We start from the raw sequence: 24,422 nt of genomic DNA, 5'->3' as shown, positions 1-24,422 counted from the left end.
GCGGTTTCGTTCCGCGGGCATGACTGGGTCCCGACGCCGTGGCCGGGGTCTCTAAGGCTGTCGTGAAGTGTGACATCCGGTAGCCCTGGAGGACTGACCGTTCAACGGGGGCTCTGGGAGCGGCGTGTACCGTTCTCGGGCCCCTTCGGCGTGGGAGAGAGTATGAGTGACGGACTGACGTGGCTGGCGAACAGCGACGTGACGGGGGCGGGGTACTGCGTGACGCTGGCCCGTGGGCTGGAGCCGGATGAGCTGGTGCGGCGCCTGGCGCGGGGTGAGCCGGGTCTGCTGGGTGAGTACACGGGCGGGACGCTGGAGGATTTCCTGGAGCGCCGGGATGCGCCCGCGCGGACGGCGGTGCGGTACGGCTCCAGTGAGGGGCTGTCCTTCGCGGTGGCGTACGGGGACTGGCCGGGTTATACGGGGCCGGGGTTCACCGACGGTCTCTCCAGGGGGACGCACATCTTCCAGCTCTACTACGAGAGTGAGAATCCAAAGGTGCCGCCACCCTCATTCTCCTATTTCCACCAGGAGACTTACATGTGCGGTTTCGACCTGTGTTCGTTCCCGGATGTGGGCGGTACGGCGCCGGAGCTGATCCTCCGTGATGTTCAGGCTGCCGGTATCGAGGGGGAGGAGGACCGTGACGCCGCCCATGCCAGGTCTCTGGCAGTGGTGGAAGACCGGTTCGGTCTGAGTCTTCCCCGAATGCAGATACTGGAAGGGCTGCTGCCCGCCGCGACGATCTGACACGAAAGCCCCCGCCGGTATATCCGGATGCTGAGGTGAAAACCTCCTGCAGTTGGTCGTCAGGCTGCGGAGGTCCGGCGGCAGGGGCTGGTCCAAAGTCGTTATATCTTGGCGTAGTTGCTGGTCAACGGGTCACGCGGGGGAGGTCGAGTGGCCGAGTGAAGGGCTCGTAGGACACCTTGCGGAGACCGGCGGCGATGTTGGTGTGGCCGTGTTCGTGGAGCGCGTTGCTAGCGAGGTTGCGCAGCACGACCATGTCCTCGGGGCCATGCCCGGTGCGGACTTGGGAGCGGTCCTCGTCGAAGGTGACATCGCGGACGAAGTGCAGCCGGGTCCCGCAGTACCGCGAGAACGGTGATCGCCTCGCCGCCGTCGGCGATCATCACCGCGAGGTTGGTGGCGATACGGCCGTGTACGTGGCTGTCAGCCCGGTCGCATCGGAGAGGTCCGCGAGCAGACGTGCGCCGGCATGCCCGACCACCCCCGAACCGTCCGCCGTGACATGGGCCTTGGGACGCGAACCGAAGCAACGAGAACGCGGCGTCATCCCGGACCGTGACACCGTCGGCATGCGCTGGGGGCCAGTCCTCGCGGTGCTCAACGACCTCGAGATCACCCGAGAGCCCACTGCCGTGTGATCATGCCCGTCACCCGACGTCGTCTGCTCTTCCTCGCATGCTTCGCACCACCGAGGGCGCTGCAACGTAGCGTGTGGGTGCCCGAAACTCGGTCGCCCTATGCGACCTGCGTGTATTCGTGGATCACGCCGCCGAGTAGATCTCGACGGATGACCTTGCCGTCCGGGTCGGCCGGGTCGGGGAGTGGTCGCAGGGGTGCTGCTTGGTGGCGGACGCGGTGGGGGCGGTGGGTGTTGAAGTGCGTTTCGTACGTGGTCACCACGTTGCGCAGGTGTCGTTCGTTGGTGATCAGTGTGCGGTCGAGGAGCTCCCGGCGGCATCCGCCGATCCAGCGCCCGATGTACGCGTTCGCCCGCGGGGCCCGCACGGGAGTGAGCAGTACCTGGATGGCCTGGGATGCGAGGACGGCGTCGAAGTGAGTCTCCAGTAGGGGGAGACACAAAGGTGGGGGCATGGACGGCGACACGTTTTACTCGATCGGCGAACTCGCTCGACGGCCCGGCCCCACGGTCAAGACCATTCGGTTCTACTCCGATCGCGGAATCGTGGCGCCGAAGGACCGCAGCCCGGCCGGCTACCGCCTCTACAGTGTCACTTGGGCCAGATCGAGCGCGGTGTGCCAGAACGAGGAAGTACCGTGCAGCCGCTCACGCGGTGTGGCCGCAACTGGTTTGGCTTCGGCATCCCTGAAGGCCGCGGGCTACCGGGCTGCGGTGGGAGTCTCGGCGAAGCGCTTCTTGTATGCCTTGACGAAATGGCTGCTGTCGGCGAAGTGCCAGCGGGCGGCGATCTCGGAAACGGTGAGGCGTGTGGAGAGTAGCTCTGCCCTGGCGCGTTCCAGTCGGCGTTCGCGCACGTATGCCATGACCGACGAGGTGCCCCCTTGGCCGAACGCGCGGTAGAGGGTGCGGACGGACACGTTCAGGGCCGCAGCGATCCCCCCGGGGCCGAGATCGGGGTCGGCGAGCAGCCGGGTCTCTATGTGGTCCATCGCCGCTCTGAGGAGCGTGGGTGCGAACTCTGCGTCGTCGATGACCTGGTCGTTCAGCAGTCCTCTGAACAGCTCTAGGGTCGCGTTGCGGGCGGCCCCGGAGGCGGCAGCACCGAGTCCGTCCGCCAGTTCCGTCCAGAGACGGAGGTGGGCGAGCAGAAGGGCCGCGGCGGGTGACTCCTGTTCCGCGGTGACCGCCTGCGTGTTCGTCGGGAAGCGGATCTCGCTCGCGGGAAGTACCAGGGTGATCGCCCGGGTGCCGGGGGCGACCTCGAAGTCCCAGAGATCCTCGTTCCTTCGCACGCACAGGGTTCCGGCCGCCGCCGTGGCTCGCTGACCTCTTGTGGCAAAGCGCCACTCCCCGCTGAGCGTCACACTTGTCACGATCCGGTCCTCGAGGTGCCCACCCGGGCCCCCGGTGCCCCCTGCGACCGCGTCGCTGTACTGGTCCTCCAGGAAGAGGTCGAGCAGGTTCTGCTTCCAGATGCGGGCGCGGTATGTGCCTTCGCTGTGCCGTGGCAGCCGCATCGGCGGAGCTGGTACCGACTCGCCCGCCTGACGCCGCCACTCCTTGAGGAGCACACCGTTCCGGTTCTCGTTCGTATACGGCACGGTGAGGTCGACCACGGGTGCGGAAGGATCTCCGATCCGCCATGAAGACAGGCCTACTTCGGTGCTCATCTGGATCAAGGTACCCCTGCCCCTGGCGACCGCCCCGGCCAGGCCCACGGTGCGGTTCTGGGTGGCATGGAAGTACAACTCACCAGGCGGACTGATACAAGTCGCCGGCGTCCGGACCTTGTCATCATGATCGGGCGACTCCGCGCCTCCCGGCACGAGCGGGTTCTCTCCTCCGGGACGAACAGGTTTCGCTGGACCTTCGGGGCCTGGTTCCGACCGCCGGGGGGCTGATCCGCCTGTCCAGGTCTGTTTCACTCACCAACTGGAGTATTCGGTGCCCGAATCCGTGGTGGCTCTCTTCGAGAGTCTGGTTGGCGCTGAGCCACCGCACGACGTTCCCGTTCTGTTCGACACAGCGTGCGTAATGGGCGGGAGCATCGCGGGGCTCCTCGCCGCGCGGGTGCTCTCCGACCGCGCGCGCAAGGTCGTCATCGTCGAGCCCGACGACATATCGGCGGAGGCCGAGTCGCGCTCCGGGGTGCCCCAGGACCAGCAGGTGCACACTTTGCTGCCGGCCGGCCGGCTGTGGATCGAGCGGTGGCTTCCCGGTGTTTCGCAGGAGGCGCAGGACCGGGGCGCGTCGCTCGTCGGACCCGACAAGCAGTTTGTCGGCCACGACGACATCCGGCAGGCGCCGGACGGCGCGGACCACCAGTTCCTCGCGGTCGGGCGTCCTCTGCTGGAGAGCCTCGTCCGGGACCGGGTCACCGCCCTGCCCAACGTCTCGGTCCTGCGGGCGCAGGCGACCGGGTTGCGGTACGGCGACGGCGACGGTGACGGCGCCGTCGTCGGCGTGCGCTTCGCCGGGCCCGGGACCGGGGAGCGGGCGGAGGGGGTCCTCGCGGCGGACTTCGTCGTGGACGCGATGGGACGCTCCAGCAGGCTGTCGACCTGGCTCAGGCAGGACGGTTACGACCAGCCCCGGCTCGAACGGCTGCAATCCCCGGTCAACTACGCGACCGCCCTGTTCGAGCGCCCGGCGAAGTTCCCGGAGCTGGAAGTGGCGACCGTGCTGCAACTGTTCACACCGCGGTACCCGTCGGGCGGAGTGTCCGTCGCGGCGGCGACCGCGGTCGAGGAGCAGCAGTGGCTCGTCATGCTGATGGGCTACGGCGACAACCGGCCCGGCAGGACGATCGACGAGTTCCGTACGCACTGTGCCGCGTTGACCACAATCTTGCGCGACATCACCAGCTGTAACGTCACCCGTGAGGTGGTGACGTACCGTCAGGCGGACAGCAGGCGCCGTCACTTCACCGAAGCAGGCCACCTGCCGGCGCGCCTGGTGAGCATGGGGGACGCCGTGGCCTCTTTCAACCCGGTCTACGGCCAGGGCATGAGCTCTGCCGCCTTGCACGCCTCCTGCTTGGCCTCTTACCTCGACAGCGGCCCCGACCTCGACGCGACAGCCACGGAGTTCTTCCGTCTGCAGCAGGTGGTCGTCGATGCGGCCTGGGCCGTGTCCGCGGGAGGTGACGCCGCCCGCATCGACGCCGAGAACGGTACCGAGGTGCCGGAGGAAGTGCGGCAGCAGCGCCAGGCTATGGCACAGATTGTCGGCGCGACTCTCGTCGACGCGGATGTGTCACGAGCCTTCAACAACGTCTCCTACATGCTGCGTCACCCCAGCACGCTGTTCGACCCAGAGCTTCTGGGGAAAGCGGCGGCCGCCACCGAAGAAGCTGCCGAGAAATGAATGACGGACACCACGATCGACTGGTACATCTGCCTGTCGGACCGGGCGGTGCACGACGACTCGGCGCTCGAGGAACTGCTGACTTCGTTCGCCCCTGACGCGATCGTCCGGCAAGGACTCGCCCAAGATTGATTTTGAACAATCAATCCATAATCCAAACGCTCCGACCATCCGCGCCTCGGCAGGATGAACCCTGTGCCTAGGCGCAGCGACTGCGGACTCAGTCAACTACTCGCTGTCGCCATGGGTGAAGTGCGCGCAGTCGTTGGAGCGTCTATGACCGGCAGGGCCCGACATCGACAGCAGGCGCGGCGGGCAATGACAAGGGAGAGGTGCAAACACATGGGTGGCAACGACGTCATCGACGAGGCCGGAACGGGACAGGTCGGCGAGGGAGAGCCGTCGGTTCCCGCGCCGAACAAGATGGAGGGGGGTGTCTCGGGAGAGCGGCTGGTGCTGTTCACCGACGCGGTGACCGCGATCTCCATCACCCTGCTGATCCTGCCGCTGGTGGACCTCGTCCCCGAGGTTGCGTCCGCCCACGAGGGCGCCAGCGAGGTGATCACCGGCCACCTCGACCAAATCTGGAGCTTCCTGCTCAGCTTCGCGGTCATTGCGAACATCTGGCAGGAGCACCACCGGAGCTTCTCGACGGTCAGTACGGCTACCCGCCCCCTCTTGGTGTGGAACATGGGGTGGCTGCTGTCGGTCGTCGTGCTCCCACTCCCGACGGAGATGATCGGCGCCTTCGGCCACGACAGGTTCGTGGCGGCGTTCTATTACGCGGTGCTCCTGGTCGGCATGGTGTGCCGACTAGCCATGTTGAAGGTCCTCAAGAGCAACCCGTGGATGGTCGAGGGCAATGGCGAAGAGACCCGCCGGAGGACCGCGCACCTGTACACCGACAGCTACGTCAACGTCATCGCCATGGTCATCGCGTTCGCCATCGCCCTCGCCCTACCAGTGCTGCAGTACTACAGCCTTCTTCTACTGATCCTGCCGGGGCGGGTACGCCTCACGGGCCGGCGCCGCTCGAGCTGATCACTGGAACGGCCAGTGCCAGGGTGCCCGTCCGAGCCCCAGGGGCATCTGCCCCGCAGCTCCGCGATGCGGCGGCCACAGGGCACACGGTGGGGCCGGACAGGACACCGCCTGCCCGGCCCCACCGCTACCCGCGTTCCGGTCTTGATCAGGTCGGCATACTTCGGCGGCTCACCCGGCTGAGGCGAACAGCTGTCCTCCGCCCCACCTGCCGATGGGGGCGTGTCAGCGGCAGTGGGCGACCCGGTTCACCGGCCCCCTCGACAAGTTCACCTGTCACAGCCGGAACGCCCCCGCCCCTACAGGAAACTACGGAACTCCCGACCCCACTTCCGGTCGGCGAAGTTGCGGTACTTGAACCGCTTCTGGATCTTCGGCCGCATGCTTGTGCCAGCGCTATTGACCGCGAGCGTTGTTGAGAGATGGTAAGCGGGCAAGGCGCCGTTGAACGTTGACGGGCGTGGGCGAGCCCGAGTGTGCTTCAGCCTCCGGCGGTCATGGCCCGCAGCCGGTCCAACGTCTCGCGCATGATGTCTTGCAAGTCTTGATCCTCGGCGGCGGTGACCCATCGCGAGAAGGCGACGCGGAACACGGCGATGCTGGTCTCGGCGGCCAGACTGGCCTCGATGTCGCCGATGTCTCGCTGTCGCAACCTGTCAGCCAGGGCGGCCGACAGGGAGGTGAGCTTGATCAACTCGCGTTCGCGGAGATCGGCGTTGGCCATGATCACGGCCTGTCGCTTCTGGGCGAGGTCACGGTCGCCACCCACCATCTGGGCCACCGTGTCGAGTACGGCTGCGACGGCATCCAGCGCCGACGCCGTGTCCGGCACCCCCTCGAGAACAGCCAGCGACTTCTCTTCCAGGGCGGAGGAATCGTCGAAGAGGACCTCGCGTTTGTCGGCGAAGTGCCGGAAGAACGTGCGGGCGGTGACGCCCGCCCGCTCAGCTATGTCCGCCACCATCGTCTGTTCGAAACCGCGCTCCAGATAGAGCGACAGCGCCGCCTCGCGCAGCCGGTCACCGGCCCCAGGCTTCCACCGTCCCATGCGGAGAGTGTAGGTGATGTCACCTCGTGACACGCCGCTCCGCTCACTGCGATGTCACTCGATGACATCGCTGTGTAGAGTGATGTCATTCGATGACATCACTTGCGGAGGCACCGATGAAGCGCATCCAGTACCACCAGTACGGCGGACCCGACGTTATGCGTCTGGAGGATTTCGAGCCTTCTCGTCCTGGCTCCGGCGAGGTTCTGGTCCGTGTGCGGGCCGCCGCGGCCAACCCGATGGACTGGGGTATCCGCAGCGGCGCCATGAAAATGGTGACGGGCCGGAAGTTCCCGCGCGCTCTGGGCTACGACTTCGCGGGCGTCGTCGAGTCTGTCGGCGAGGGTGTCACCCGGCTCGCCGTCGGCGACGAAGTGCTCGGCGGGACGTCGATCAAGGCATCGGGAGCTTTCGCCGAGATGGTCTTGGTCGCGGAGAAAGGGGTGGTGAAAAAGCCCGCGAACCTTTCCTTCGAGGAGGCCGCCGCCATCCCGACCGTTGGCCTCACCGCGCTCCAAGCCGTGGTCAAGAAGGGAAGGCTGCGGCCCGGGCAATCGGTCTTCATCAACGGCTGCCTCGGTGGAGTCGGCCGAGCCGGCGCCCAGATCGCGCTGGCGCACGGCGCCTCAGTGGGAGGCAGCTGCCGCGCCACCGCCACACAAGGTGCCCGCGACCTCGGCCTCGACCCGATCGTCGCATTCGGCTTCGCCACGACGACGCTCGGCGGTCGATTCGACCTCGTCGTCGACACTGCCGACACGCTCCCGACCGACGCGGCGAGGAAGATGCTGAAGCCACACGGACGCATCGTCAGCATCCATCCCACCCCCGCGAACATCGCAAAGAGCGCACTGCCGGGCCCGTACAACGTTCTGATCACCAGGCCCGTCACGGAGGACCTCGAGGAGGTCGCGCGCGTCGCCGGACGCGGCACACTGCGGGTGCCGATCGCCCGCACGGTGCCACTCACGGAAGCAATCGCGGCACTCACAGAGCTCGAACTCAACGGCACGCCCAAGGGCGGCAAGCTCGTCATCACGACCGCATGACCGCATGACCGCATGACCGCATGGGGCATGGGTGTCACATCCCCGCGCACATCCGGCCGTTCACGGCCGCAGACTCCTGGTCGGCCGGGTCCGGGCCGGACATCCCCTCGCCCACATCGCTGACGAGATGGGCTTCTCCCCGGCTACGGCCCACCAGACGGTTCGGCGCTGGCAGGGCCGGGGGTGAGGCGGGCCTGTGTGCCCGCACGAGCCAGCCCCGAGCCACTCCACACCGCACACCCTCCGACCTGAAGGAATAGATCTGCGCTCAACGACGCGAGCGAACTTCGGCGCACCCGGATTAGTCGCTGATCGCACCCGGATCGGCGTCACCACCGCATGCCGGGTGGTCCCGGCCGCGAGCTCGACGACGACCAGGCCGCTCGCGAGCACCGTGTAGCTCTCGCCGGCCGTGGTGCGAGCGCGTGAGAGGGGTCCGTGCCTGCGAGGTGGGGGGTGATCTGGGCGGCGAGAGGGTGGTGAGGGTCTGTGTGAGGGCGGTCCGGCCGTCGGGAAGTCGGACGGCGAGCTGTATGGGACGGGCCAGGGTGCCGGTGTAGCCGACGACGTCGGCGTCCACGGTCTCACTGTGCCGGATCTTGCGCCACGATGCCCGCCGGGACGGTAGGGACCGGACGCTCGCTTGGTGACGATCCCTTCAACACCTCGCGCGGGGAGAACTTCGTACCAGGTGCGGGCGACGTCGATCTCGTCGGTTGCGGGCATGGCCTGCAGCGATGGACCCAGAGGCTCCAGGACGTCCAGAAGTGCGGTACGCCGCTCCACGTGTGAGCGGGATCGTAGGTCCCGGCCGGCGAGCTGCAGGCAGTCGAACGCGGAAGCGCGCGGGCTCGAAGATTCCCCGTCGTGGTAGAGCCCGAACCGGATCGTGTGCGACGCCTGTGCACTGGCATACGCGCGGGTTCCGGCCTGACCTGCAACTTCGTTCGACAAATAGGGACGTGAACTCCGACCCGCGCCCGCGGATCGACGCCGCCTCGCTGGGATTCACGCCACCGATGGCGGCAACGGCGTCTGCGTACTGCCGGAGACCCTGTCTACGTCACGCTGATAAAAATCTACATGATGTAGATTTGAAGTTGTGGGCGGGTGTACTGCCCGACCACAACCCCCGAGAGAGCAAGGCGAGTGAGATGAAGACATTCCTGATCACCGGCGTGAGCAGCGGCCTGGGACGGGCGTTCGCGCAGGGTGCCATCGATGCTGGCCACGCTGTGGTGGGCACCGTCCGCAAGGAGTCGGATCTGGCGGCGTTCGAGGAGCTGGCGCCCGGTCGAGCGCACGCTCGGCAGCTGGACGTGACCGACGACGCTGCGGTGTTCGCGGCCGTTGAGGACGTCGAGGCGTCGGTCGGTCCGATCGACGTGGTCATCGCCAACGCCGGCTACGGCCTGGAAGGTGTTTTCGAGGAGACGCCACTGGCCGACGTCCGGGCCCAGTTCGAGACCAATGTGTTTGGTGCCGCTGCCACAATCCAGGCGGTGCTGCCGTACATGCGCCGTCGCCGTGCCGGTCACATCATGGCGGTCACCTCGATGGGCGGCCTGATGGCCGTGCCGGGCATGTCGGCCTACTGCGGGAGCAAGTTCGCCCTGGAAGGCATGCTGGAGGCCATCGGCAAGGAGGTCGCGTCTTTCGGGATCCACGTGACGGCCATTGAGCCGGGCTCCTTCCGCACTGACTGGGCCGGGCGCTCGATGACCCGCTCCGAGCGGTCCATCGAGGACTACGACGCGTTGTTCGCCCCGATTCGCGAAAACCGGGTTAAGGCGAGCGGCAACCAACTCGGCAACCCCGAGAAAGCCGCCGCCGCGGTACTGCAGATCCTGGACGCGCCGAAGCCACCCGCCCACCTGGTGCTCGGCTCGGACGCTCTGCGCCTGGTCGCCGCCGGACGGCAAGCGGTGGACGAAGACATCCGCACGTGGAAGTCCCTTTCGCGCACCACCGACTTTCCCGACGGCCAGCAAATCGCTTCGAACTGACCACAGCCTGCTTTCTCGGAAAAGGGCAGACTCATGGCGGATACGCACGGCTACGCCCACCCGTACCTGGGCATGTGGATTACCGCCGACCGCCAGGTCCGGCAGCAACTGCTGCCCGGCGGCCCGTACGACGAGGCCCGCGGGAGTGTCGAAAGCGCCTGCACCGTCAGCTATCAGATCGCCGGTGACCGGATCTTCTGCCAGGACGACTCCGGGTTCAGTGCGGACGGCACCTTCATCGACGGGGTGCTCCACCACGCAGGGGTGGCGATGCGCCGCGCCGGCGCGGCGCCCAGCACGGCGGGGGCCCTCTGATGGCGGGCCGGCTGCGAAGCTGCGGCTCGCAGTCGGCCCGAACGCCCTGCCCGCCGACCGTGAGGTCGCGGCGCTGGGAAGCAACGTGAGGAAACTGCAGGTGAAGGCGCATCGCAGACGCTCGGCGGTCCCGCGCAAGGGTGATCTGCGCGAGCAAGTGATCCTCGATGCGGCCGAGGAGCTGCTCGACGGGATCGGCTTCGAGGCGATGACCTCGACGAACTCCAGCGGGCGGGCGTCACCTGCCGAGAAACCTGGCTGCGCACCGCCCGCCTTGACTGACCGGAGCCCCGGACCGTTCGTGCAGGTCCCGCTCAGCCGGTCATGACGCGGCGCCAGATCCCGATGGTGGTCGCTGTCGCTCGGGCCAGGTCTGGCTCGGGCGAGCAGGCAGCACGGTAAAAGGTGCGTTCCGTCATCCAGCACAGGGCGTGAGCCAGGGCAGCGGCATCCTCGGGGCCGTCACCCTCAGGGACGCCTGCGCGCTGCAGGACCTGGGTCATGGTGCGGGCGAAAGCTTCGACAGTGTCGTTCCAGGCATCAGCGATCACAGGGTGCAGAGCTGAGTAGTCGACGGCCGCACGCATGACGGTGCGGTGGTCGCGCCAGACCTGCTCGACTCCGCGCACTGCCCGCTCCATGGCAGCGCCAGGTGCGGCAGCCTCGTCCTGAGCGGTATCGGCTGTGGCCCGGACGGCTCGTATGGTGCGTTCCACGAGCGAGGCGAGGACTTCGTGCTTGTTGCCGAAGTAGAAGTACAGGGAGCCGCGCGAAATGCCGGCGCCCTTGGCGATCGCCTCGACCGTCAAATCCTCAAAACTTGTGTGCTGGAGCAGCGCTTCGGCTGTGTCCAGAAGAGCCTGCTCGCGCAGGTCTCCCTTCCGGAGCGTCTCCTTGCGCCTTGCCACGGTCTTCTCCCTGATCGGTTCTCTTCCAGCCAGCTGTCCGCTGCTGTCGGCGCAGAATCTACAGTACGTCGACTTTTTTCTCGCTCATAGGCGCGGCGGCCACTGGGGGGCGCCCGGCACTGCGCCTGCCGAAAACTCCATCCGTGCAGTTCAAGCGGCGTGTTGGTACTCGTGCAGTATTCCGCCGAGGCGGTCTCTCCGGCGCACCTCCAGCCGGGTGGTCTGTGCGGGGGTGAGTGGTTCTGGGGCGGTGCGCAGGGGGGCTGCCTGGTCTATCGCTTGGTGGGGCCAATGGCAGTGGTCACCAGTGCAGCATCTCAGCCACCGCCGAGGTCCTTTCGCCTGACTTCCACCTGCAGTGATGACTTAACGAGCCCCACAGGACCATTCGGTTGGCCATATGGCACCGGCCGACCAGTGAAAGCGTCCAAGAGGATGCGTTCCTCGATCGGCTGATCCAGCTTCACCACCACCTCCTGGCCTCGCAGCTCAGAAGTACAGGCCGCCCCGTCTTTCTCACCGCCGAATGCTGAGGACAGCACCACGCTGCCGCCTGTCTCCAGGGCCCTTACCGCGGGGCCCTCGTCGCAGGAACCGTGATGGGACACAACGGTGACTGAGCGTGGGTCCCTGGCCACCTCAACCAGGCGGTCGAGCGGTGCCAGCTCGCCAGTGGACGACTCACGGGCTGAGCAGGCCGCAAGCCGTGACTGCAATACCCAAGGAGTGTCTTCGACGTCGTTGCATCCATTCCCCCTGTGTGGATGATGAGCGCCAGTTGAGAAGTGCGCCGGAAGGAACATTCGTTCAACCTCGTGACTTGCAGGTGAACGCACAACGACAACTCCCGCACCAGGAGCGGAGGTTGGTGCTTAATCGCCCCCCGGCAGCGAGTCGTCGACATGCGGCACTTGGTGTCGCCCTACCGTACGAGCTCGTATCGGGATCGTGATCCGGTCTTCTTGAGCCGCCGCCAGCAGATGAGGCTGCAGGCTAACGAGACGAAGGCGTTGTGGAGTTCGAGTCGTCGTTCCCAGCGCACGGCCAGGCGCTTGAACTGGTGCAGCAGGGCGAAGGACTGCTCGACGACGTAGCGGAGCCGGCCGAGGCCCGTGGCGTCGGGGGTGCCCTTGCGGGAGCTGACCGGCGGGATGCGGCGTCGGCGCAGTTCGTGGCGCACGGCCCTCGAGTCGTACACCTTGTCACCGAGCACCGCCTCGGGACGCCTTCGCGGGTGGCCGGGGCGTCCGGCGACCGGTGGGATGCCCTCGATGAGGGCCAGGGTCTGGGTGATGTCGTTGCGTCTCGGTCGCGCCGACGGCAGAGCCCCGCACCGGGCTCTCGGAGAGGAACCGACCGGTTTTGGCTCTGCGGATCGGACGTGGCCGCCTTCGCAGGCCATGTGCTACTGGTCCTGTGGGTCGGTGCGGTGGCCAACCAAAGAAGGCGGCGGTACCGCTTGCTGTGTCGTCGAGAGGTCAGACGCGGAGCAGGCCGGTCGAGACCGTCCAGAGGCTCTCGGCGATAGCGGAATCGAGCGCCCATTCCTTGACACCGTGCGGGTGCTGCGCGAGGTCGGCGTCATTCGTCACGGTGTACGCCTCCTGTGAATCGTCGAGGTAGTGGCCTCCGGAATGCGCGAACTGCGGGGCGACGGCCGCAACGATGCTGGTGGCAGCCCCCTGCTCGACCGTTTTGTACGTGAAGACTCCGGCAGCTTCGGCCGCATCGAGCGACTCCTTCTGTTGCGTCGTGAAGTTTCGCTGCAGTCCCGTCGCGACACCGCCGGGGTTCACGGCATTGGCGATGATGCCGTCGGACGCCCAGAGGCGACTTGCCTCGACGGCGAAGAGAGAGTTCGCCGTCTTCGACTGGGCGTAGGCAACCTGCGGATCGTAGCTGCGACGCTCGAAGTGGAGATCGTCGAAGTCGATGCCGGCACGCATGTGCGCCGTCGAGCTGACCGAGACGATCCGTGCCCCGTCGCGGTCGGCCGCTCCCAGGGCCAGGGCGTCATGAAGGCCGACGGCGAGGGCGAAGTGGCCAAGATGGTTCGTCGCGAATTGCAGCTCCCAGCCCTCACGTGTGCGTTCGAGGCCACCAGTGACCACGCCCGCATTGTTGATCAGCAGGTGCAGCGGACCGTCCCACGCGTCAACGAATCGCGCGACGATGGCCCTGTCGGCAAGGTCGAGCCGCACGGCTCGGGGCCGTATTCCTCCGGTCGACTTCTCGATCGCCTCAGCGACGGCGCCCCCCGCTGTCGTGTTCCGGACAGCGAGCGTCACCTCCGCCCCGGCAGCGGTCAACGCGCGAGCCGTCTCGATCCCGATTCCGGAGGAGGCTCCCGTCACGATCGCGCGGACGCCGGTGAGGTCGACACCCCGCAGTACCTCATCCGCGGTGCTGGAAGCAGCGAAGGGCATGGAGATGGGTTCGCGAGCAGTCATGGCGGCGACTATACGTACTAGCCTATATTTGTATAGTGCGGCTCTCGCTCGTATGCTCGGTTTCATGGACAGTCCCGCCGCCGGCCACCCGCGGTCGACAGTCGCCGACACCGACCGTCGGACCATGGTTCTGGATTCCGCCATGGTCACTTTCGCGCGATTCGGTTACCGCAAGACCTCGATGGAGGAGGTGGCGCGGGCGGCAGACATCTCCCGGCCCGGGCTCTACTTCCTTTTCTCCTCGAAGGAGAGCCTGTTCCGCGCCGCCGTCACCCAGGCGTTGGAACGCGACATCACAGCGGTCGAACACGTCCTGGCCGACACCGGCCGACCCCTTGCGGAGCGCCTCCTCGATGCGTTCGACCAGTGGGCGGGCCGCTACATCGGCCCGCTGACACGCGATGTGGCGGTGGTCATCGAGGACAATCCCGGCCTCCTGGGAGAGATCGTCGAAACCACGCCGCAACGTTTCGAGCAACTGATCACAGACGCGATCGCCGTCGAGGCAGCACAAGCAGCGGCCCGCCCAGTCGCCCAGACAATGATCAGCGCATCGACCGGCCTCAAACACCAGGCCGCATCACGGGACTTCTACCTCGAACGACTGGAGATCGCCATCGATCTCCTGGTGCGCTGAAGACGCTTACCGAAGCCGCATGAGAGAGCCCGGCCGAACAGCCAGGTCCGCCCGCCCGGCCAGAACTGGCACCGAGCCCCCGCCACCCGACGACCCTCCGGCACCCGGAACGGACGCCGAACCGACACTGCGCCTGCCGAAAACCCCATCCATACAGGTCAGGCGGCATGTTGGTATTCGTGGAGGATTCCCCTGAGGTGGTCTCCTCGGCGCACGTCGAGGTGAGTGATCCGTGCGGGGGGCGAGTCGTTTGGGAACGGCGGGCAGGAGGGCTGCCTGGTCTATCGCTTGGTGGGGCCGGTGGAGGTTGTAGTGCTCACTCGTCGGGATGGCTGTGATGCCCGAGGAGTCCGAGTGCCGTCAGCACAGTGACACTGAGCGTCATCCAGCCCATGAACGCGCCGCCGCCGTACAGCACCGCACCAGCTACCGGTGCCCCGGCCTCATGCGAGAGCACCCCCGCGACCACCGCTACCAGTAGCGACGATACGAAGGACAAGAGTGCGAGAAGTACCTGAGCGGGGAAAGTCAGCCTCACCAGTCGATCCCTTCACCAAGGTGATCGACCAGTCGGCGGGCCGCCTCAGCTCGACCACCGTTTGCGGATGGCCTGCTGAGGCTCTGCGACGATTAGAGACTCATCGTGCTCATTGCCTGTCGAGATTGAAGCACTGTCCCCCATCGGACACGTCGCCAGTACTTGCGGCTCTCGAATGAGCAACACGAAGCGTAGTGGCAGGTGTTGAGGATTGCCAGCATCCAATCCTGGAAGGTGGGCGGTCACACACCCACCGGACATGCCCAAGAGCCCTCATGCTCACAGGGGCAGTGTGGGCTGCCGCGGAGTTCGGCAGGCAGGGGATCGGCCGGACGGGAGGGGCCAAGTGGCGCCGTACTTCCGCGTATGGCGTCGTACGGGCGTCGACGGGGCTTCAGAACTCCGAACCAGAATTGTGCACTTGACTGGGGGTGAAGGGGGCGCAGGTTCAAATCCTGTCGTCCCGACGGAAACGTCGCAGGTAGGGGTCATCTTCGGGTGGCCCCTACTTCGTGTTGAGGAGCAATTCTGGGAGCGACGTCAACTGGGGGTCGGTGAGGTCGATGACGGCCCAGTCGTAGAAGCGGTGGCCCTTGGCTCCGCTCCCTGCGGACAGCTTCTGCCAGGCCCTCTTGGGCACCTTCCTGGCCAGCGTGTCCGCGCGGAACTTCCCGGCGCCCCTGGTGACTTCGTGCGGGCAGACCACCGCGAGGACGTAGCCGGTGCCGCGTTCTTCCAGCGCGGCGCGTAGCGTCGGGTTGCCGCCGTAGACCTCGTCTCCCGCGAGCCAGGCCCGGTGGCCGGCGTCCAGGAATCGGGTGACCATGCGGGCGGCAAGCTGCGGTTTGGTCGCGAATTCGGTCTTGTCACCGAGTCCGGCGGCCCGGCAGCGGACCTGGTCGGCGTCCCACTTGGCCCGCCCGAGCAGGTGCTGCATGCCGTCCGGGGTGCTCTCTCCGGCCCGCTCTGCGATGGTCCAGCAGTTTTTGCGCGGCAGGTCCGACAGCAGCCCGAGAGCCAACCGCCCGACCCAGCGTCGGGGTTCGACCCGTGCGAACCGGCCCGCGATCCGGGCCATCAGGCCCTCGAACGCCTCCTGCCAGCGGGCAGGGTCTACGCTGTGACCTGCGCCACCGCGGGATCTTCAGTTTTCACACACCGATGATCAACGGTGGCCGCACCCGTCTCCACAGCGCGTCAGGGTCGCGCAGCGTCTGCCTGCCGTCATGTGTCTGGAGGACTTGTGCAACGTGGCGAAGTCTGGTGGGTCCAGTTCGATGAGCGGAGGTTGGTCGTACTGCTGTCGGGAGACGACACGTCCGGGATCGGGGTGATGCAGGTCGTCGCTCCGGCGGGCGTCGACATCAGCGCTCTGGGCATCGAAGTGACGGTCGGCGCCGGTGAAGGACTGCCGTTCGAAGGCGTGCTGCGGCTCGCGTTCCCGCGTTCAGGCTTCACCCCGTGCACGTGGCTGACCACTGTGTCCCGGGACGACCTGATAGAGCGGGCGGCCGTTCTGTCCTCCGTGAAGCTCAGCGAGATCGACGACGCCCTGCGACTCGCTGAACAAGCGCAGGAGCGGACCCCGGCCACGGCCGCGAAGCTCAGCGAGATAAGGGATGCCCTCCGTCTCGGTGAACTCGGGTAGACGGAGAAGGAGCCGACGCCCGCGACGGCGTGGGCGATCTCGGGCAAGATGATCGACGCTGGCCACCTGCCGCCTCGACGCCCCTCACCACCGAGATCACGATCTACGGCTGGAGTACTAGAACGAGCGGAGTTGCCGAGTTCAGGCAGCTAGAAGGCCAATCAAGACGACGTCTAACTGAGCGTTTGATGTTGTTTCGTAGCGATACATTGCGGTTTAGCGGCCTAGCCGCATTGGGGCAGGTGGGGGCAGTGAGCGAGCAGGCAGTAGTTGCGGCCACAGAGGACTGTTTCGCCCCGGCAGCTCCTGTCTCTTCCCAACGCGGCCCGGCCCGGCACCCTTTACCCGCTGGCCAGACCGCTCGCCGCGCGGTACATCACAAACATGAGCGCGCACACCGGGTATCCCAGCGATCTGTCCGATGAGCGCTGGGAGCTGATCGAACCTGTACTCGCCGCCTGGCGGGCCGCCGCCGCGACGCCCTGGACATTGGCCGACCGCCCGAACACGATCTGCGGCAGTTCATGAACGCCATCCTGTACGTGGACCGCACCGGGATCCCCTGGCGCTACCTGCCGCACGATTTCGCCCCCGCCACGGCGTACGGCTACTTCGCCAGGTGGCAACAGGACGGCGTGTTCGCCCAGCTCACCGGCCTGCTGCGGCACCTGGTCCGCGAGGTCGAAGGACACAACGGCGAACCGTCCGCCTGCGTGCTGGACTCCCAGACCATCAAGACCTCCGCCAACGTACCCCTCGCCGACCAGGGCACCGACGCCGGGAAACGGATCATCGGCCGCAAGCGTCACCTCGGCTGCGACACCCTGGGCCTGCTGCTGACCGTGCTGGTCAACGCCGCGAGCGTGTCCGACACCGCGGCCGGCGTGACGCTGCTGTCCCGCATCGCCGCCGCCCACCCGCGGGTGGCCAAGTCCTGGGTGGACGCCGGTTACCGCACCACCGCCATCGACCACGGCGCCCGTCTCGGCATCGACGTCCACCCCGCCCAACGCCCGCCGGGCGCCCGCGGGTTCACGATCATTCCGCGCCGCTGGACGATCGAGCGCAGCATCGGCTGGCTCATGCGCCACCGCAGACTCGCCCGCGACTGCGAGACCCACCCGCACCGCTCCGAAGCCATGATCCACCGCGCGATGATCGACCTCATGGCCCGCCGCCTCACCGGCGAAACCACCCCCAACTGGCACGGCACCTGAACCCGGGACCAAACACACCTCCATGGACCAAACGCTCAGTAAGCCCTACGCGTCGTTCAGGGTGCGCAGCAGGGGCAGCAGCCGCTCCCAGTGCAGCTTCAGCCCGGCGGCGCTGAAGGTCTCGGTGTCGGCCATGGTGAACCCGTGGACGGTGCCGGGGTAGATCTCGGAGGTGTACGCGACCCCCGCGGTATCCAGCCCACGGTTGAGCTGGCCCAGCGCATCGGGCGTCAAGTCGCCCTCGGCATGGCCGAGATGGACCTTCGCGGTGACGGTCTCGAAGAGCCCGGGTCCGTCGACGCCGACGGGCCCGTGGAAGGCGGCGAGGGCGCCGACCCGCCCCGGCTGGGCCGCGGCGGTACGCACGGCGTACAGCCCGCCGATGCAGTACCCGGTCACCCCGACGGGCCCGGCGGCGACCTCGGCCTGGGCGCCGAGAAACCCGAGGTAGCCCTCGGCATCACGCAGAACACGCTCGAGGGTGTGCGCCTGGATCAAGGGCATCACCGCACCCATAACCCGCTCCCGGTCCTGCGCCCCGACGAACTCGGGAAGCTTGACCACCGGCGCGGGCCCGTGCCGGTAGAAGACATTCGGCACGAGCACGTAGTACCCGTGCTCCGCCAACTCCTCGGCCATCTCCCGCAGTACGGGCCGAATCCCAAATCCGTCCGGGTACATCAGCACGCCCGGGTGCCGTCCACCGCCCCCAGGAAGGGCGGCGAACCCGTCGGCCACGCCGTCCGCGGTCGGAATCTCCAGTGTCTTGAAAGTCATGAACTCTCCCGTCTTCGTTGCCTAGTTGAACCTGCGATCAACGCGACGAAGGTGGAGCTCGTGCAACGGGGCCCGCATGGGCCCGTACGGCGCTCAGTAGAGTACCGGGTCACCGATCCGTGCGTGGCGCGAAGCCGTCCCGGTAGTCATGGCCGTGGAGCCTAGCCCAGATGATCAGCCTGACGCTACGGCTTCCACGGGTGGGCCGCGTGGCCAAAGTCGGCCGGCTCACCAGGGGTTCAAAGACAGGCTCGGGCAGCGCGCGGCCACCTCGCCACACGCCACTGACATCACTGTCGATGAGCTCTCCACAGCAAGTGGGCCAGAGCCGCTATTCACGTACATAGCCAGCGGGACAACGGTCCGTCCGGTAGTGGAGGTTCGGTGCCGCGGCCGACGGTGTCGCCCATTCGAAGACCAGTAGGCGTGGCCGCAGCGCCTGGGGCGGGGCAGGCCCTCTTGTCGAAGCCGAGCAGGCCTTTCACACTGCGGATCACGGGCATGGGGAGTGGGGGAGTGATGGCAGCACGACGACGGCGTCGGCGGATGAGGAAGCGTACGCGCAGGCATTTACAGAGTTGGGGCACGGTGGCGGCGGTTGCCGTCACAGTGTGGGTGGCGGGGAACTGGTCAGCAGTGTGGCCCGTCCTGGTGGCAGTGCTCGCCGTCGCGGTGGTGGGCGGGGCCGGGTGGGGGGTGTGGCGTGCGCACCGGCTCGCGGTCGGTCGGGACCGGCAGTGGCGGGCGCAGGAGGAGGCGAGGGCACGGGAGTTGTCGATGGCGGAGGTCGATGCTCTGTCCTGGCAGGACTTCGAGCACTACGTCGCTGATCTGTGCCGGCGGGATGGCTGTACGCAGGTCGTCGTCAGCGGCAAGAGCGGCGACCTGGGCGCCGATGTCATCGGCTTTCTCTCCGATGGCCGCAAACTCGTGGTCCAGTGCAAGAAGTACGCGCCGGATCGCAGCGTTTCCTCGCAGGACATGCAGAAGTTCGTCGGCACCGCCCGCCTCGAGCACGGGGCGGATGTCGCCCTGTTCGTCACCACCTGCCGCTCGTTCACGAAGGCCGCCCTCGGGCAGGCGGTGCGCCAGAACATCGTGGCCCTCCACCGCGACTTGCTGGGCTCCTGGGTCAAGGGCGCCCACCTGGACACCCTGATCCCGCTGAACGGAAGCGGCGGCGGCACGAGGCGGCGCCCGCCTGCCTGACGTAGAGCCGCCTGCGGCATGGACCTCCACGGTGCGGGTTTCGCTATGCGGACTGGCCTTCGGCGCGATCTGGCCGCTGAACTTCGCTGGTGACAGGATGAGTTGGAGTGAATTGGGGGGCTTCTTGCAGCGTGACAGGCGGCAGATCCAGACGGCAGTGCTGGGCAGCGCGGACTCGGAGGAGCCGCTGATGCTGCCGTTGGAGGCGATCGAGCTGGATGCTTTTCGCCACCGGCACGAGCAGCACACGTTCTGGTGCGGGCTGCTGCTGGGCGGCTGTGGCGGCCAGTTGACGACCAAGCTCTACACCGACCGGGTCTGTCACTTCGCACATCACCCGGATCCGGACGGGCTGCCGCATGTGTGCGGACGCCGCTCCCGCGGCGTGGACAGCGCAGATCACCTCTATGTGCGGTCGGCGGCCGCGGCCTGGCTCGCCGGCCGCGGGGAGCAGGCCTCCTTCGAGTGCACCCGCACCGACGAGGCACCGCTCGGGTCTGTCGTGGATGTGCGCTGGCGGCATGGTGCTCTGCGGGTGCATCTGGACTGTGCGGTGGCACCGGTGTGGGACGACGATGTGGAGCCGGTCCTCGGGACGATGGTCCCGGTCGACCACGACACACTGATCCGCCGCTGGTACGTGCATCGGATCCGCCTGGACAGCGTGGGCACCGCGCGCCACGTGGAGATCGGAACCGAGGCGTTCGCCAGGCCGATCGAATGGTTTGCTCTGGACGAGTGCGAGATGACGGAGCGTGGACTGTCGACGCCAGCGGTCGAGAAGATCGTTCAGGCCCGCCATGCGCCGCGTCCCTCGCTGTGGTCGCCCGGCAGAGCGAGGAAGGTGCCGGAGCCGGAGGCGCGTGCCCAGGCCCTGTTGCGACGGCTGGTGTACGCGCGTCGGATCGAGTCCGTGTCCTTAGCGAAGCAGGTGTGCGGGGAGATCGAGGATCTGACCGGTGTGGAAGGGGAGCTCAAGGAGCAGCTCGAGGCTGCCGTTCGCCACGCGAGGATCTGGCTGGTCGAGCAGAACGTGGAGCGCCGCAAGCTGTTCGACAACCTGAAGAGGGCGGTGGCTGAGCGGAAGCCTGGGCGGGTGCGCAGGCTTCTGATTCGCGTCAACGCGACAGCGGCTGAGGATCGCACGGAGGCTGAGTCCGCCGTCTACGAGCGGGCGATCAAGTACTTCGAGAGCCTGAACGACCTCACACGGGACGCGGTCGAAGCGGAAGCTGACACTGAGAAGGAAGCACGAAAGGCTGCGGCTCGCGTCCGCAGCGCCCTCCATCGCCTTCGCGGGTACGACACGTACACGTTCGACCTGCGCCCTCAGGTGGAGGAGCTTTTGCGATCTGCGGCCTCGGCCGGAGAACTGCTGAAGGGTGGTGAAGCGCGGCGTGTGGAGGTCTGGAAGAAGCGGGCGGCACTGGGACCGCAGGAGCAGCTGCGTGTGGCGCGGCGGTACTGGATCCAGCGGAGCTGTCCGCGCTGCGACGCGGAGCAGGGCAAGGACTGTGCGCTGGTCGAGGGCCCCAGCAGTGGAAAGCCACGCAAAAGTGGTCACCATGAGCGGCTGCAGCTGATCGTGGACGAGCGGAAAGTCGCACAGAAGAAGGCTCGGCAGGAGGTCGAGGCTCCTGCCGAGCAAATGCGGCCGGTCCCGGAGGCGCGTGAGCGTGAAGTCGGCCCCGCACGCCCTCTCCCGGAGCGGCGGCCGAAGGCCTACCCGGAGGGCCGGGCACAGCAGATGGGGAAGAAGACCGCGGCCCGGCTGCACCACCAGGTGCCACGCGGCGACTGGTACCGAATGGTGTGCCCACGATGCCACGCCGGACCGGACAGGCTGTGTGACAACGACGATCGCGTCGGCCCCAGCGAGAAGCGGCAGCTTCCCCACGATGAACGCCTGCGCCGCGTCCTGCAGAGTGACGACCACATTGGCCCCGGCGAGAAGCAGAAGAGCGCTCGCGGCGGACACCAGCACCAGGACCCGCTGCCTGCCCAGGCCAAAGCCCGGCCTCCTCGGCCGCGCAAGGGAGAGCGGGAAACCCAGGAGACCGCGGGCTCGGCGGCGCGTACCTGGCATACGGACGAGGTCACTTGCCCGAACTGCCAGGCCGCCCCAAACTCCCCGTGCACGCCCCACGGCCCGCACCACGAGCGGGTGGAGTGGGCGAAGGAGTTCACCCGAAAGCTGTGGGGCTGAGATATACGAGGGCGACGGGGACGCCCGTCCAGTCACCCGGTCCAGCGGGAAGTGGAGGCGGCGTTCGCCCAGTTCAGGGAGGCGATGAAGGGCGGACGCCGCCAAGACGACGTCGCCGACGGCCGGGTCAGTGTTTGACGCGGTTGCGGACGGCCGGGGCCCCTCCGTGGCCGGAGCTGGTCCCGGGAGGTACGAGGGGCGTGTAGAGGCGCGCAGAGCGTCCGCCGATCCCGGCAGGGGATCGGCGGACCGCACACTGCGGCGGCGGCCCTCGCAGCAACGCGGCCACCCGCCGTGCTTCCCGGAGTCGAGGTGGAGCCACAGACCAACGGGAGGTACCGCCCCTGTCTTTGAAGCCCTGCTTGCGCCCCGATGCCGGGCACGCACGCTCGCCGCACGCACCATCCGCGCTCCGCACGCACCATCCGCGCTCCGCGCGAACGACGGGGGCTCAAAGACAGGCTCCTATTCGTCTAAGGGAGTTACTGCAAGAAGCTGTCGATGGGCGCCGCGTCGTATTCCGTCGCCCCCGTCGTGGTGATGCCGCTGGTTGAGCCGGGCAGCCGCAGAGAGTCGAAGGCACTCACATGCAGGTCGGCTTTTCCGTCACCGTTCGTGTCGCGCAGCCGTACCAGGCTACCGAACTGGTCGTCGGCCGCCAGCGGACCCGGCACGCCAGGGGTGTTGCGGGCGAACCACTGGGAACCGGCACCGGACAGGCCGCTCGCCCGCCCCTTGAAGACGTGCACACCGCCCGCGTAGTCCCGGCCGTCGATCTCCTCGCCCCGCACGCCGACCGCGAGATCCGCGTAGCCGTCGCCGTTGACATCACCCGCCGAGACGGATGAGCCAAACTCGTCGTAATTCTCCGCAGATCCGGCGACGCCGCTCGTTGACTGGGTGAGGCGGGCGCTTCGGGACGGACCGCCGGAGGCGCCATACCAGACGCTCACGCGGCCCTTGTGCTTCGAGTAGAGGGAGGTGCCGATGGCGATGTCGCCGTAGCCGTCCTTGTCGAAGTCGGCGATGACACCGTCGCCGCCGCGCTCGGAGCTGCCGCCGTTGCCTGACTGGGACTCCAGACGCAGGGTCTTGCCCGGGGCCAGCGAGCTCGCGCCGCCCTTGATGAACCAGGCATCGGAGGCGATGGATTCGGAGCTGACCACGTCGCCGATGATCGCGAGATCCGTCTTCTTGTCGCCGTTGACCTTGCCGGAGATCAGAGCCGAGGCGTAGAAAGACGTCGTCTTGTCGAGCTTGGTCACTGTGCCGGTGGTGCCGGAGCGCTTGAGCGGGCCGCGGTAGACGTAGGTCATGGATTCATTGATGACGGCCAGGTCCTGCTTGCCGTCCCCGTTGAAGTCACCGGTCGCCAGGTCCTTGCCCATGTAGTTGTTGCGGCCCGGGTTCTTGTTCGGGAGAGTCGTGCCCTTGGACAGGCCGGAGGCGGAGCCCCACAGGATGGTCACGGCACCCTGGTCGGCGCCGTGGGAGCCGTTCTCGCCGGTCGCCGCCACTGCGAGGTCGCCGTATCCGTCGCCGTCGAAGTCCGCGGCGGCCCGTACCTCGCCGAACATGTCATCGGCCTCGTCCGCGCCGGGCACGCCGGGGCTCGCCTGGGTGATGCGCTGCTGCGTCGAGCCGGGCCCGGTGGCCGTCCCCAGGACCACGGTGACTCCGCCGCCCCCTCGGGCGCTGAAGCTCGAGTACGCGTAGTCGCGGTAGCCGTCGCCGTTGAAGTCGTCGCCGTGCTTCGCGGGCGCGGCGACCGCTGCCACGGCGGGCAGCGTGAGAGGGGTCAGGCCAGCCACCAGGAAAGCGGCGAGCGTGGCCGATGTTGGGATGCGCATGAGTGTCAGGGTTCCTTGCAAGTCGAGAGGCAGCGAGAGTGAAAGGAGCACCGGCGGTGGGGTCAGCCGGCGATCCGGGCGCCGAAACAGCGCGCATGGCCAGGTGGTGCGTGGGGGCGCCGCGCCGTTCACCGGAAGTTGTCCCAGGAGACGTGTGGGGTCGGCGATCAAGAGACCGGTGACGGCACCGAAGGGTTGTACGGGACACAGAGAAACCTCGTACGTGCTTGTCGCGGCCTGTCTTTGAACCCCATCGTCCGCGCGGAACGCGGGCGCAACGGCGGTCGAGGCGTGCGGTCGGTGTACCGGGCGTCGGGGCGCAGGCGTACTGACGACATCGCGTATTGAAGTGTCGCGAGTTGCCAGGTGTTCCGGGGCGGCGTCGCTTGGCGGCGTGAGAGCTTTTGGGAGGGGGAAATGCACAGCTGCGGAGGCGATCCGGAACGGCTAGCGTGCGGCACGTGCGGCCCGGCCGTCAGCCGCGCCTCGCTCAAAGGCCGACCTCGCGGCCGCCGACGCCCGCACGGCCCGTCTCGCCGCCCAGGTCCGCCGGCTTGAGCAGCGCCTCAGCGAAGTGCTGGGTGACCAGGTCTGGCGCGACTCCGGCATCGGAGGGCGGCTTCGTCGCGTGCTGCGGCGTACACGACGGCGAACAGGCTGCCGTCGTCCTCCCGGCCCGCGCATCCGGTGATCCAGCACGCTACAGATATACCCCAGGGTGCAGAAGTAGGTCCTACTCCGGAGCGACGCGGTCTCCCGCCGCGGTC

21 protein-coding genes and 6 pseudogenes are annotated in these 24,422 nt (G+C 67.4%); 15 read left to right on the top strand and 12 right to left on the bottom strand.

What is annotated here, in order from left to right:
- Window positions 1–162 precede the first annotated feature (162 nt).
- Window positions 163–750 (top strand): DUF6461 domain-containing protein, encoded by a 588-nt coding sequence (locus ACWFRJ_RS30660; RefSeq protein WP_453538017.1) that lies wholly within the window; start codon window positions 163–165, stop codon window positions 748–750.
- Window positions 751–1,016: 266 nt separating this feature from the next.
- On the opposite strand, the pseudogene ACWFRJ_RS30655 reads toward ACWFRJ_RS30660, so the two are convergent.
- Both ACWFRJ_RS30655 and ACWFRJ_RS30650 read right to left on the bottom strand, forming a co-directional pair.
- Window positions 1,017–1,297: pseudogene (locus ACWFRJ_RS30655) on the bottom strand (IS1380 family transposase); the annotation flags it as partial.
- 188 nt (window positions 1,298–1,485) lie between these two features.
- Window positions 1,486–1,842, bottom strand: coding sequence for an integrase core domain-containing protein (locus ACWFRJ_RS30650; RefSeq protein ID WP_453538014.1), 357 nt, complete (start codon window positions 1,840–1,842; stop codon window positions 1,486–1,488).
- Between ACWFRJ_RS30650 and ACWFRJ_RS30645 the strand changes: the two are divergent.
- A pseudogene (locus ACWFRJ_RS30645) lies at window positions 1,841–1,981 on the top strand (MerR family transcriptional regulator); the annotation flags it as partial. The gene ACWFRJ_RS30650 and the pseudogene ACWFRJ_RS30645 sit on opposite strands and share 2 nt — an antisense overlap.
- Before the next feature lie 107 nt (window positions 1,982–2,088).
- On the opposite strand, the gene ACWFRJ_RS30640 reads toward ACWFRJ_RS30645, so the two are convergent.
- Window positions 2,089–3,060 carry a helix-turn-helix domain-containing protein gene (locus tag ACWFRJ_RS30640; protein ID WP_453538011.1) on the bottom strand — a complete coding sequence of 324 codons (972 nt, stop codon included), beginning with the start codon at window positions 3,058–3,060 and terminating at the stop codon, window positions 2,089–2,091.
- A gap of 364 nt (window positions 3,061–3,424) precedes the next feature.
- Between ACWFRJ_RS30640 and ACWFRJ_RS30635 the strand changes: the two genes are divergently transcribed.
- The 3 genes from ACWFRJ_RS30635 (at window position 3,425) to ACWFRJ_RS30625 (ending at window position 5,797) form a co-directional block, all read left to right on the top strand.
- Window positions 3,425–4,756 (top strand): FAD-dependent oxidoreductase, encoded by a 1,332-nt coding sequence (locus ACWFRJ_RS30635; protein WP_453538008.1) that lies wholly within the window; start codon window positions 3,425–3,427, stop codon window positions 4,754–4,756.
- Window positions 4,757–4,888: a hypothetical protein gene (locus tag ACWFRJ_RS30630; RefSeq protein WP_453538005.1), complete on the top strand. Its 132-nt coding sequence runs from the start codon at window positions 4,757–4,759 to the stop codon at window positions 4,886–4,888.
- A 210-nt stretch (window positions 4,889–5,098) separates the two neighbouring features.
- Complete coding sequence (locus tag ACWFRJ_RS30625) at window positions 5,099–5,797, top strand: TMEM175 family protein (RefSeq protein WP_453538002.1); 699 nt, start codon at window positions 5,099–5,101, stop codon at window positions 5,795–5,797.
- A gap of 481 nt (window positions 5,798–6,278) precedes the next feature.
- Here the strand turns inward: ACWFRJ_RS30625 and ACWFRJ_RS30620 are convergent, their stop codons facing one another.
- Entirely contained in the window at window positions 6,279–6,845 is a 567-nt protein-coding gene (locus ACWFRJ_RS30620; protein ID WP_453537999.1) for a TetR family transcriptional regulator, read from the bottom strand.
- 116 nt (window positions 6,846–6,961) lie between these two features.
- On the opposite strand from ACWFRJ_RS30620, the gene ACWFRJ_RS30615 reads away from it, so the two are divergent.
- Entirely contained in the window at window positions 6,962–7,894 is a 933-nt protein-coding gene (locus ACWFRJ_RS30615) for an NADP-dependent oxidoreductase (RefSeq protein ID WP_453537996.1), read from the top strand.
- 31 nt (window positions 7,895–7,925) lie between these two features.
- Window positions 7,926–8,151, top strand: a pseudogene (locus ACWFRJ_RS30610) (helix-turn-helix domain-containing protein); the annotation flags it as partial.
- Window positions 8,152–8,512: 361 nt separating this feature from the next.
- Here ACWFRJ_RS30610 and ACWFRJ_RS30605 read toward each other — a convergent pair.
- A pseudogene (locus ACWFRJ_RS30605) lies at window positions 8,513–8,848 on the bottom strand (ATP-dependent DNA ligase); the annotation flags it as partial.
- A gap of 200 nt (window positions 8,849–9,048) precedes the next feature.
- Between ACWFRJ_RS30605 and ACWFRJ_RS30600 the strand changes: the two are divergent.
- The 3 genes from ACWFRJ_RS30600 (at window position 9,049) to ACWFRJ_RS30590 (ending at window position 10,543) form a co-directional block, all read left to right on the top strand.
- Window positions 9,049–9,900, top strand: coding sequence for an oxidoreductase (locus tag ACWFRJ_RS30600; protein ID WP_453537994.1), 852 nt, complete (start codon window positions 9,049–9,051; stop codon window positions 9,898–9,900).
- A gap of 33 nt (window positions 9,901–9,933) precedes the next feature.
- Window positions 9,934–10,215, top strand: coding sequence for an Atu4866 domain-containing protein (locus ACWFRJ_RS30595; RefSeq protein ID WP_453537991.1), 282 nt, complete (start codon window positions 9,934–9,936; stop codon window positions 10,213–10,215).
- 85 nt (window positions 10,216–10,300) lie between these two features.
- Complete coding sequence (locus ACWFRJ_RS30590; protein ID WP_453537988.1) at window positions 10,301–10,543, top strand: hypothetical protein; 243 nt, start codon at window positions 10,301–10,303, stop codon at window positions 10,541–10,543.
- On the opposite strand, the gene ACWFRJ_RS30585 is transcribed toward ACWFRJ_RS30590, so the two are convergent.
- The 3 genes from ACWFRJ_RS30585 to ACWFRJ_RS30575 form a co-directional block, all read right to left on the bottom strand.
- Complete coding sequence (locus ACWFRJ_RS30585; RefSeq protein WP_453537985.1) at window positions 10,530–11,123, bottom strand: TetR/AcrR family transcriptional regulator; 594 nt, start codon at window positions 11,121–11,123, stop codon at window positions 10,530–10,532. The two genes, ACWFRJ_RS30590 and ACWFRJ_RS30585, sit on opposite strands and share 14 nt — an antisense overlap.
- 922 nt (window positions 11,124–12,045) lie before the next feature.
- Window positions 12,046–12,525: a transposase gene (locus ACWFRJ_RS30580; RefSeq protein WP_453537982.1), complete on the bottom strand. Its 480-nt coding sequence runs from the start codon at window positions 12,523–12,525 to the stop codon at window positions 12,046–12,048.
- Window positions 12,526–12,601: 76 nt separating this feature from the next.
- Window positions 12,602–13,573, bottom strand: coding sequence for an SDR family NAD(P)-dependent oxidoreductase (locus tag ACWFRJ_RS30575; RefSeq protein ID WP_453537979.1), 972 nt, complete (start codon window positions 13,571–13,573; stop codon window positions 12,602–12,604).
- Window positions 13,574–13,637: 64 nt separating this feature from the next.
- Between ACWFRJ_RS30575 and ACWFRJ_RS30570 the strand changes: the two genes are divergently transcribed.
- The gene (locus tag ACWFRJ_RS30570) at window positions 13,638–14,210 is read left to right on the top strand and encodes a TetR/AcrR family transcriptional regulator (protein WP_453537976.1); all 573 of its coding nucleotides are present in this window, start codon (window positions 13,638–13,640) and stop codon (window positions 14,208–14,210) included.
- A 316-nt stretch (window positions 14,211–14,526) separates the two neighbouring features.
- Here the strand turns inward: ACWFRJ_RS30570 and ACWFRJ_RS30565 are convergent, their stop codons facing one another.
- Both ACWFRJ_RS30565 and ACWFRJ_RS30560 read right to left on the bottom strand, forming a co-directional pair.
- Window positions 14,527–14,748, bottom strand: a complete 222-nt coding sequence (locus tag ACWFRJ_RS30565) for a hypothetical protein (protein WP_453537974.1) — start codon at window positions 14,746–14,748, stop codon at window positions 14,527–14,529.
- Between the two features lie 544 nt (window positions 14,749–15,292).
- A pseudogene (locus ACWFRJ_RS30560) lies at window positions 15,293–15,826 on the bottom strand (transposase); the annotation flags it as partial.
- Between the two features lie 165 nt (window positions 15,827–15,991).
- Between ACWFRJ_RS30560 and ACWFRJ_RS30555 the strand changes: the two are divergent.
- Both ACWFRJ_RS30555 and ACWFRJ_RS30550 read left to right on the top strand, forming a co-directional pair.
- On the top strand, window positions 15,992–16,396 hold the full coding sequence (locus ACWFRJ_RS30555; protein WP_453537971.1) for a type II toxin-antitoxin system PemK/MazF family toxin: 405 nt from the start codon (window positions 15,992–15,994) through the stop codon (window positions 16,394–16,396).
- Window positions 16,397–16,780: 384 nt separating this feature from the next.
- A pseudogene (locus ACWFRJ_RS30550) lies at window positions 16,781–17,613 on the top strand (IS5 family transposase).
- Between the two features lie 45 nt (window positions 17,614–17,658).
- Here ACWFRJ_RS30550 and ACWFRJ_RS30545 read toward each other — a convergent pair.
- Window positions 17,659–18,390 carry a dienelactone hydrolase family protein gene (locus tag ACWFRJ_RS30545; protein ID WP_453537968.1) on the bottom strand — a complete coding sequence of 244 codons (732 nt, stop codon included), beginning with the start codon at window positions 18,388–18,390 and terminating at the stop codon, window positions 17,659–17,661.
- 519 nt (window positions 18,391–18,909) lie between these two features.
- On the opposite strand from ACWFRJ_RS30545, the gene ACWFRJ_RS30540 reads away from it, so the two are divergent.
- Together ACWFRJ_RS30540 and ACWFRJ_RS30535 are read left to right on the top strand one after the other, a co-directional pair.
- Window positions 18,910–19,599 carry a restriction endonuclease gene (locus ACWFRJ_RS30540; RefSeq protein WP_453537966.1) on the top strand — a complete coding sequence of 230 codons (690 nt, stop codon included), beginning with the start codon at window positions 18,910–18,912 and terminating at the stop codon, window positions 19,597–19,599.
- Window positions 19,600–19,723: 124 nt separating this feature from the next.
- The gene (locus ACWFRJ_RS30535) at window positions 19,724–21,805 is read left to right on the top strand and encodes a zinc finger domain-containing protein (protein ID WP_453537963.1); all 2,082 of its coding nucleotides are present in this window, start codon (window positions 19,724–19,726) and stop codon (window positions 21,803–21,805) included.
- Between the two features lie 482 nt (window positions 21,806–22,287).
- Here the strand turns inward: ACWFRJ_RS30535 and ACWFRJ_RS30530 are convergent, their stop codons facing one another.
- On the bottom strand, window positions 22,288–23,655 hold the full coding sequence (locus ACWFRJ_RS30530; protein WP_453537960.1) for an FG-GAP and VCBS repeat-containing protein: 1,368 nt from the start codon (window positions 23,653–23,655) through the stop codon (window positions 22,288–22,290).
- Window positions 23,656–24,422: the final 767 nt, after the last annotated feature.

Source organism: Streptomyces sp. NPDC055239 (assembly GCF_053606205.1).
Note: the sequence above shows the minus strand (reverse complement) of the source record. Positions and strands in the feature narration are given on the sequence as shown.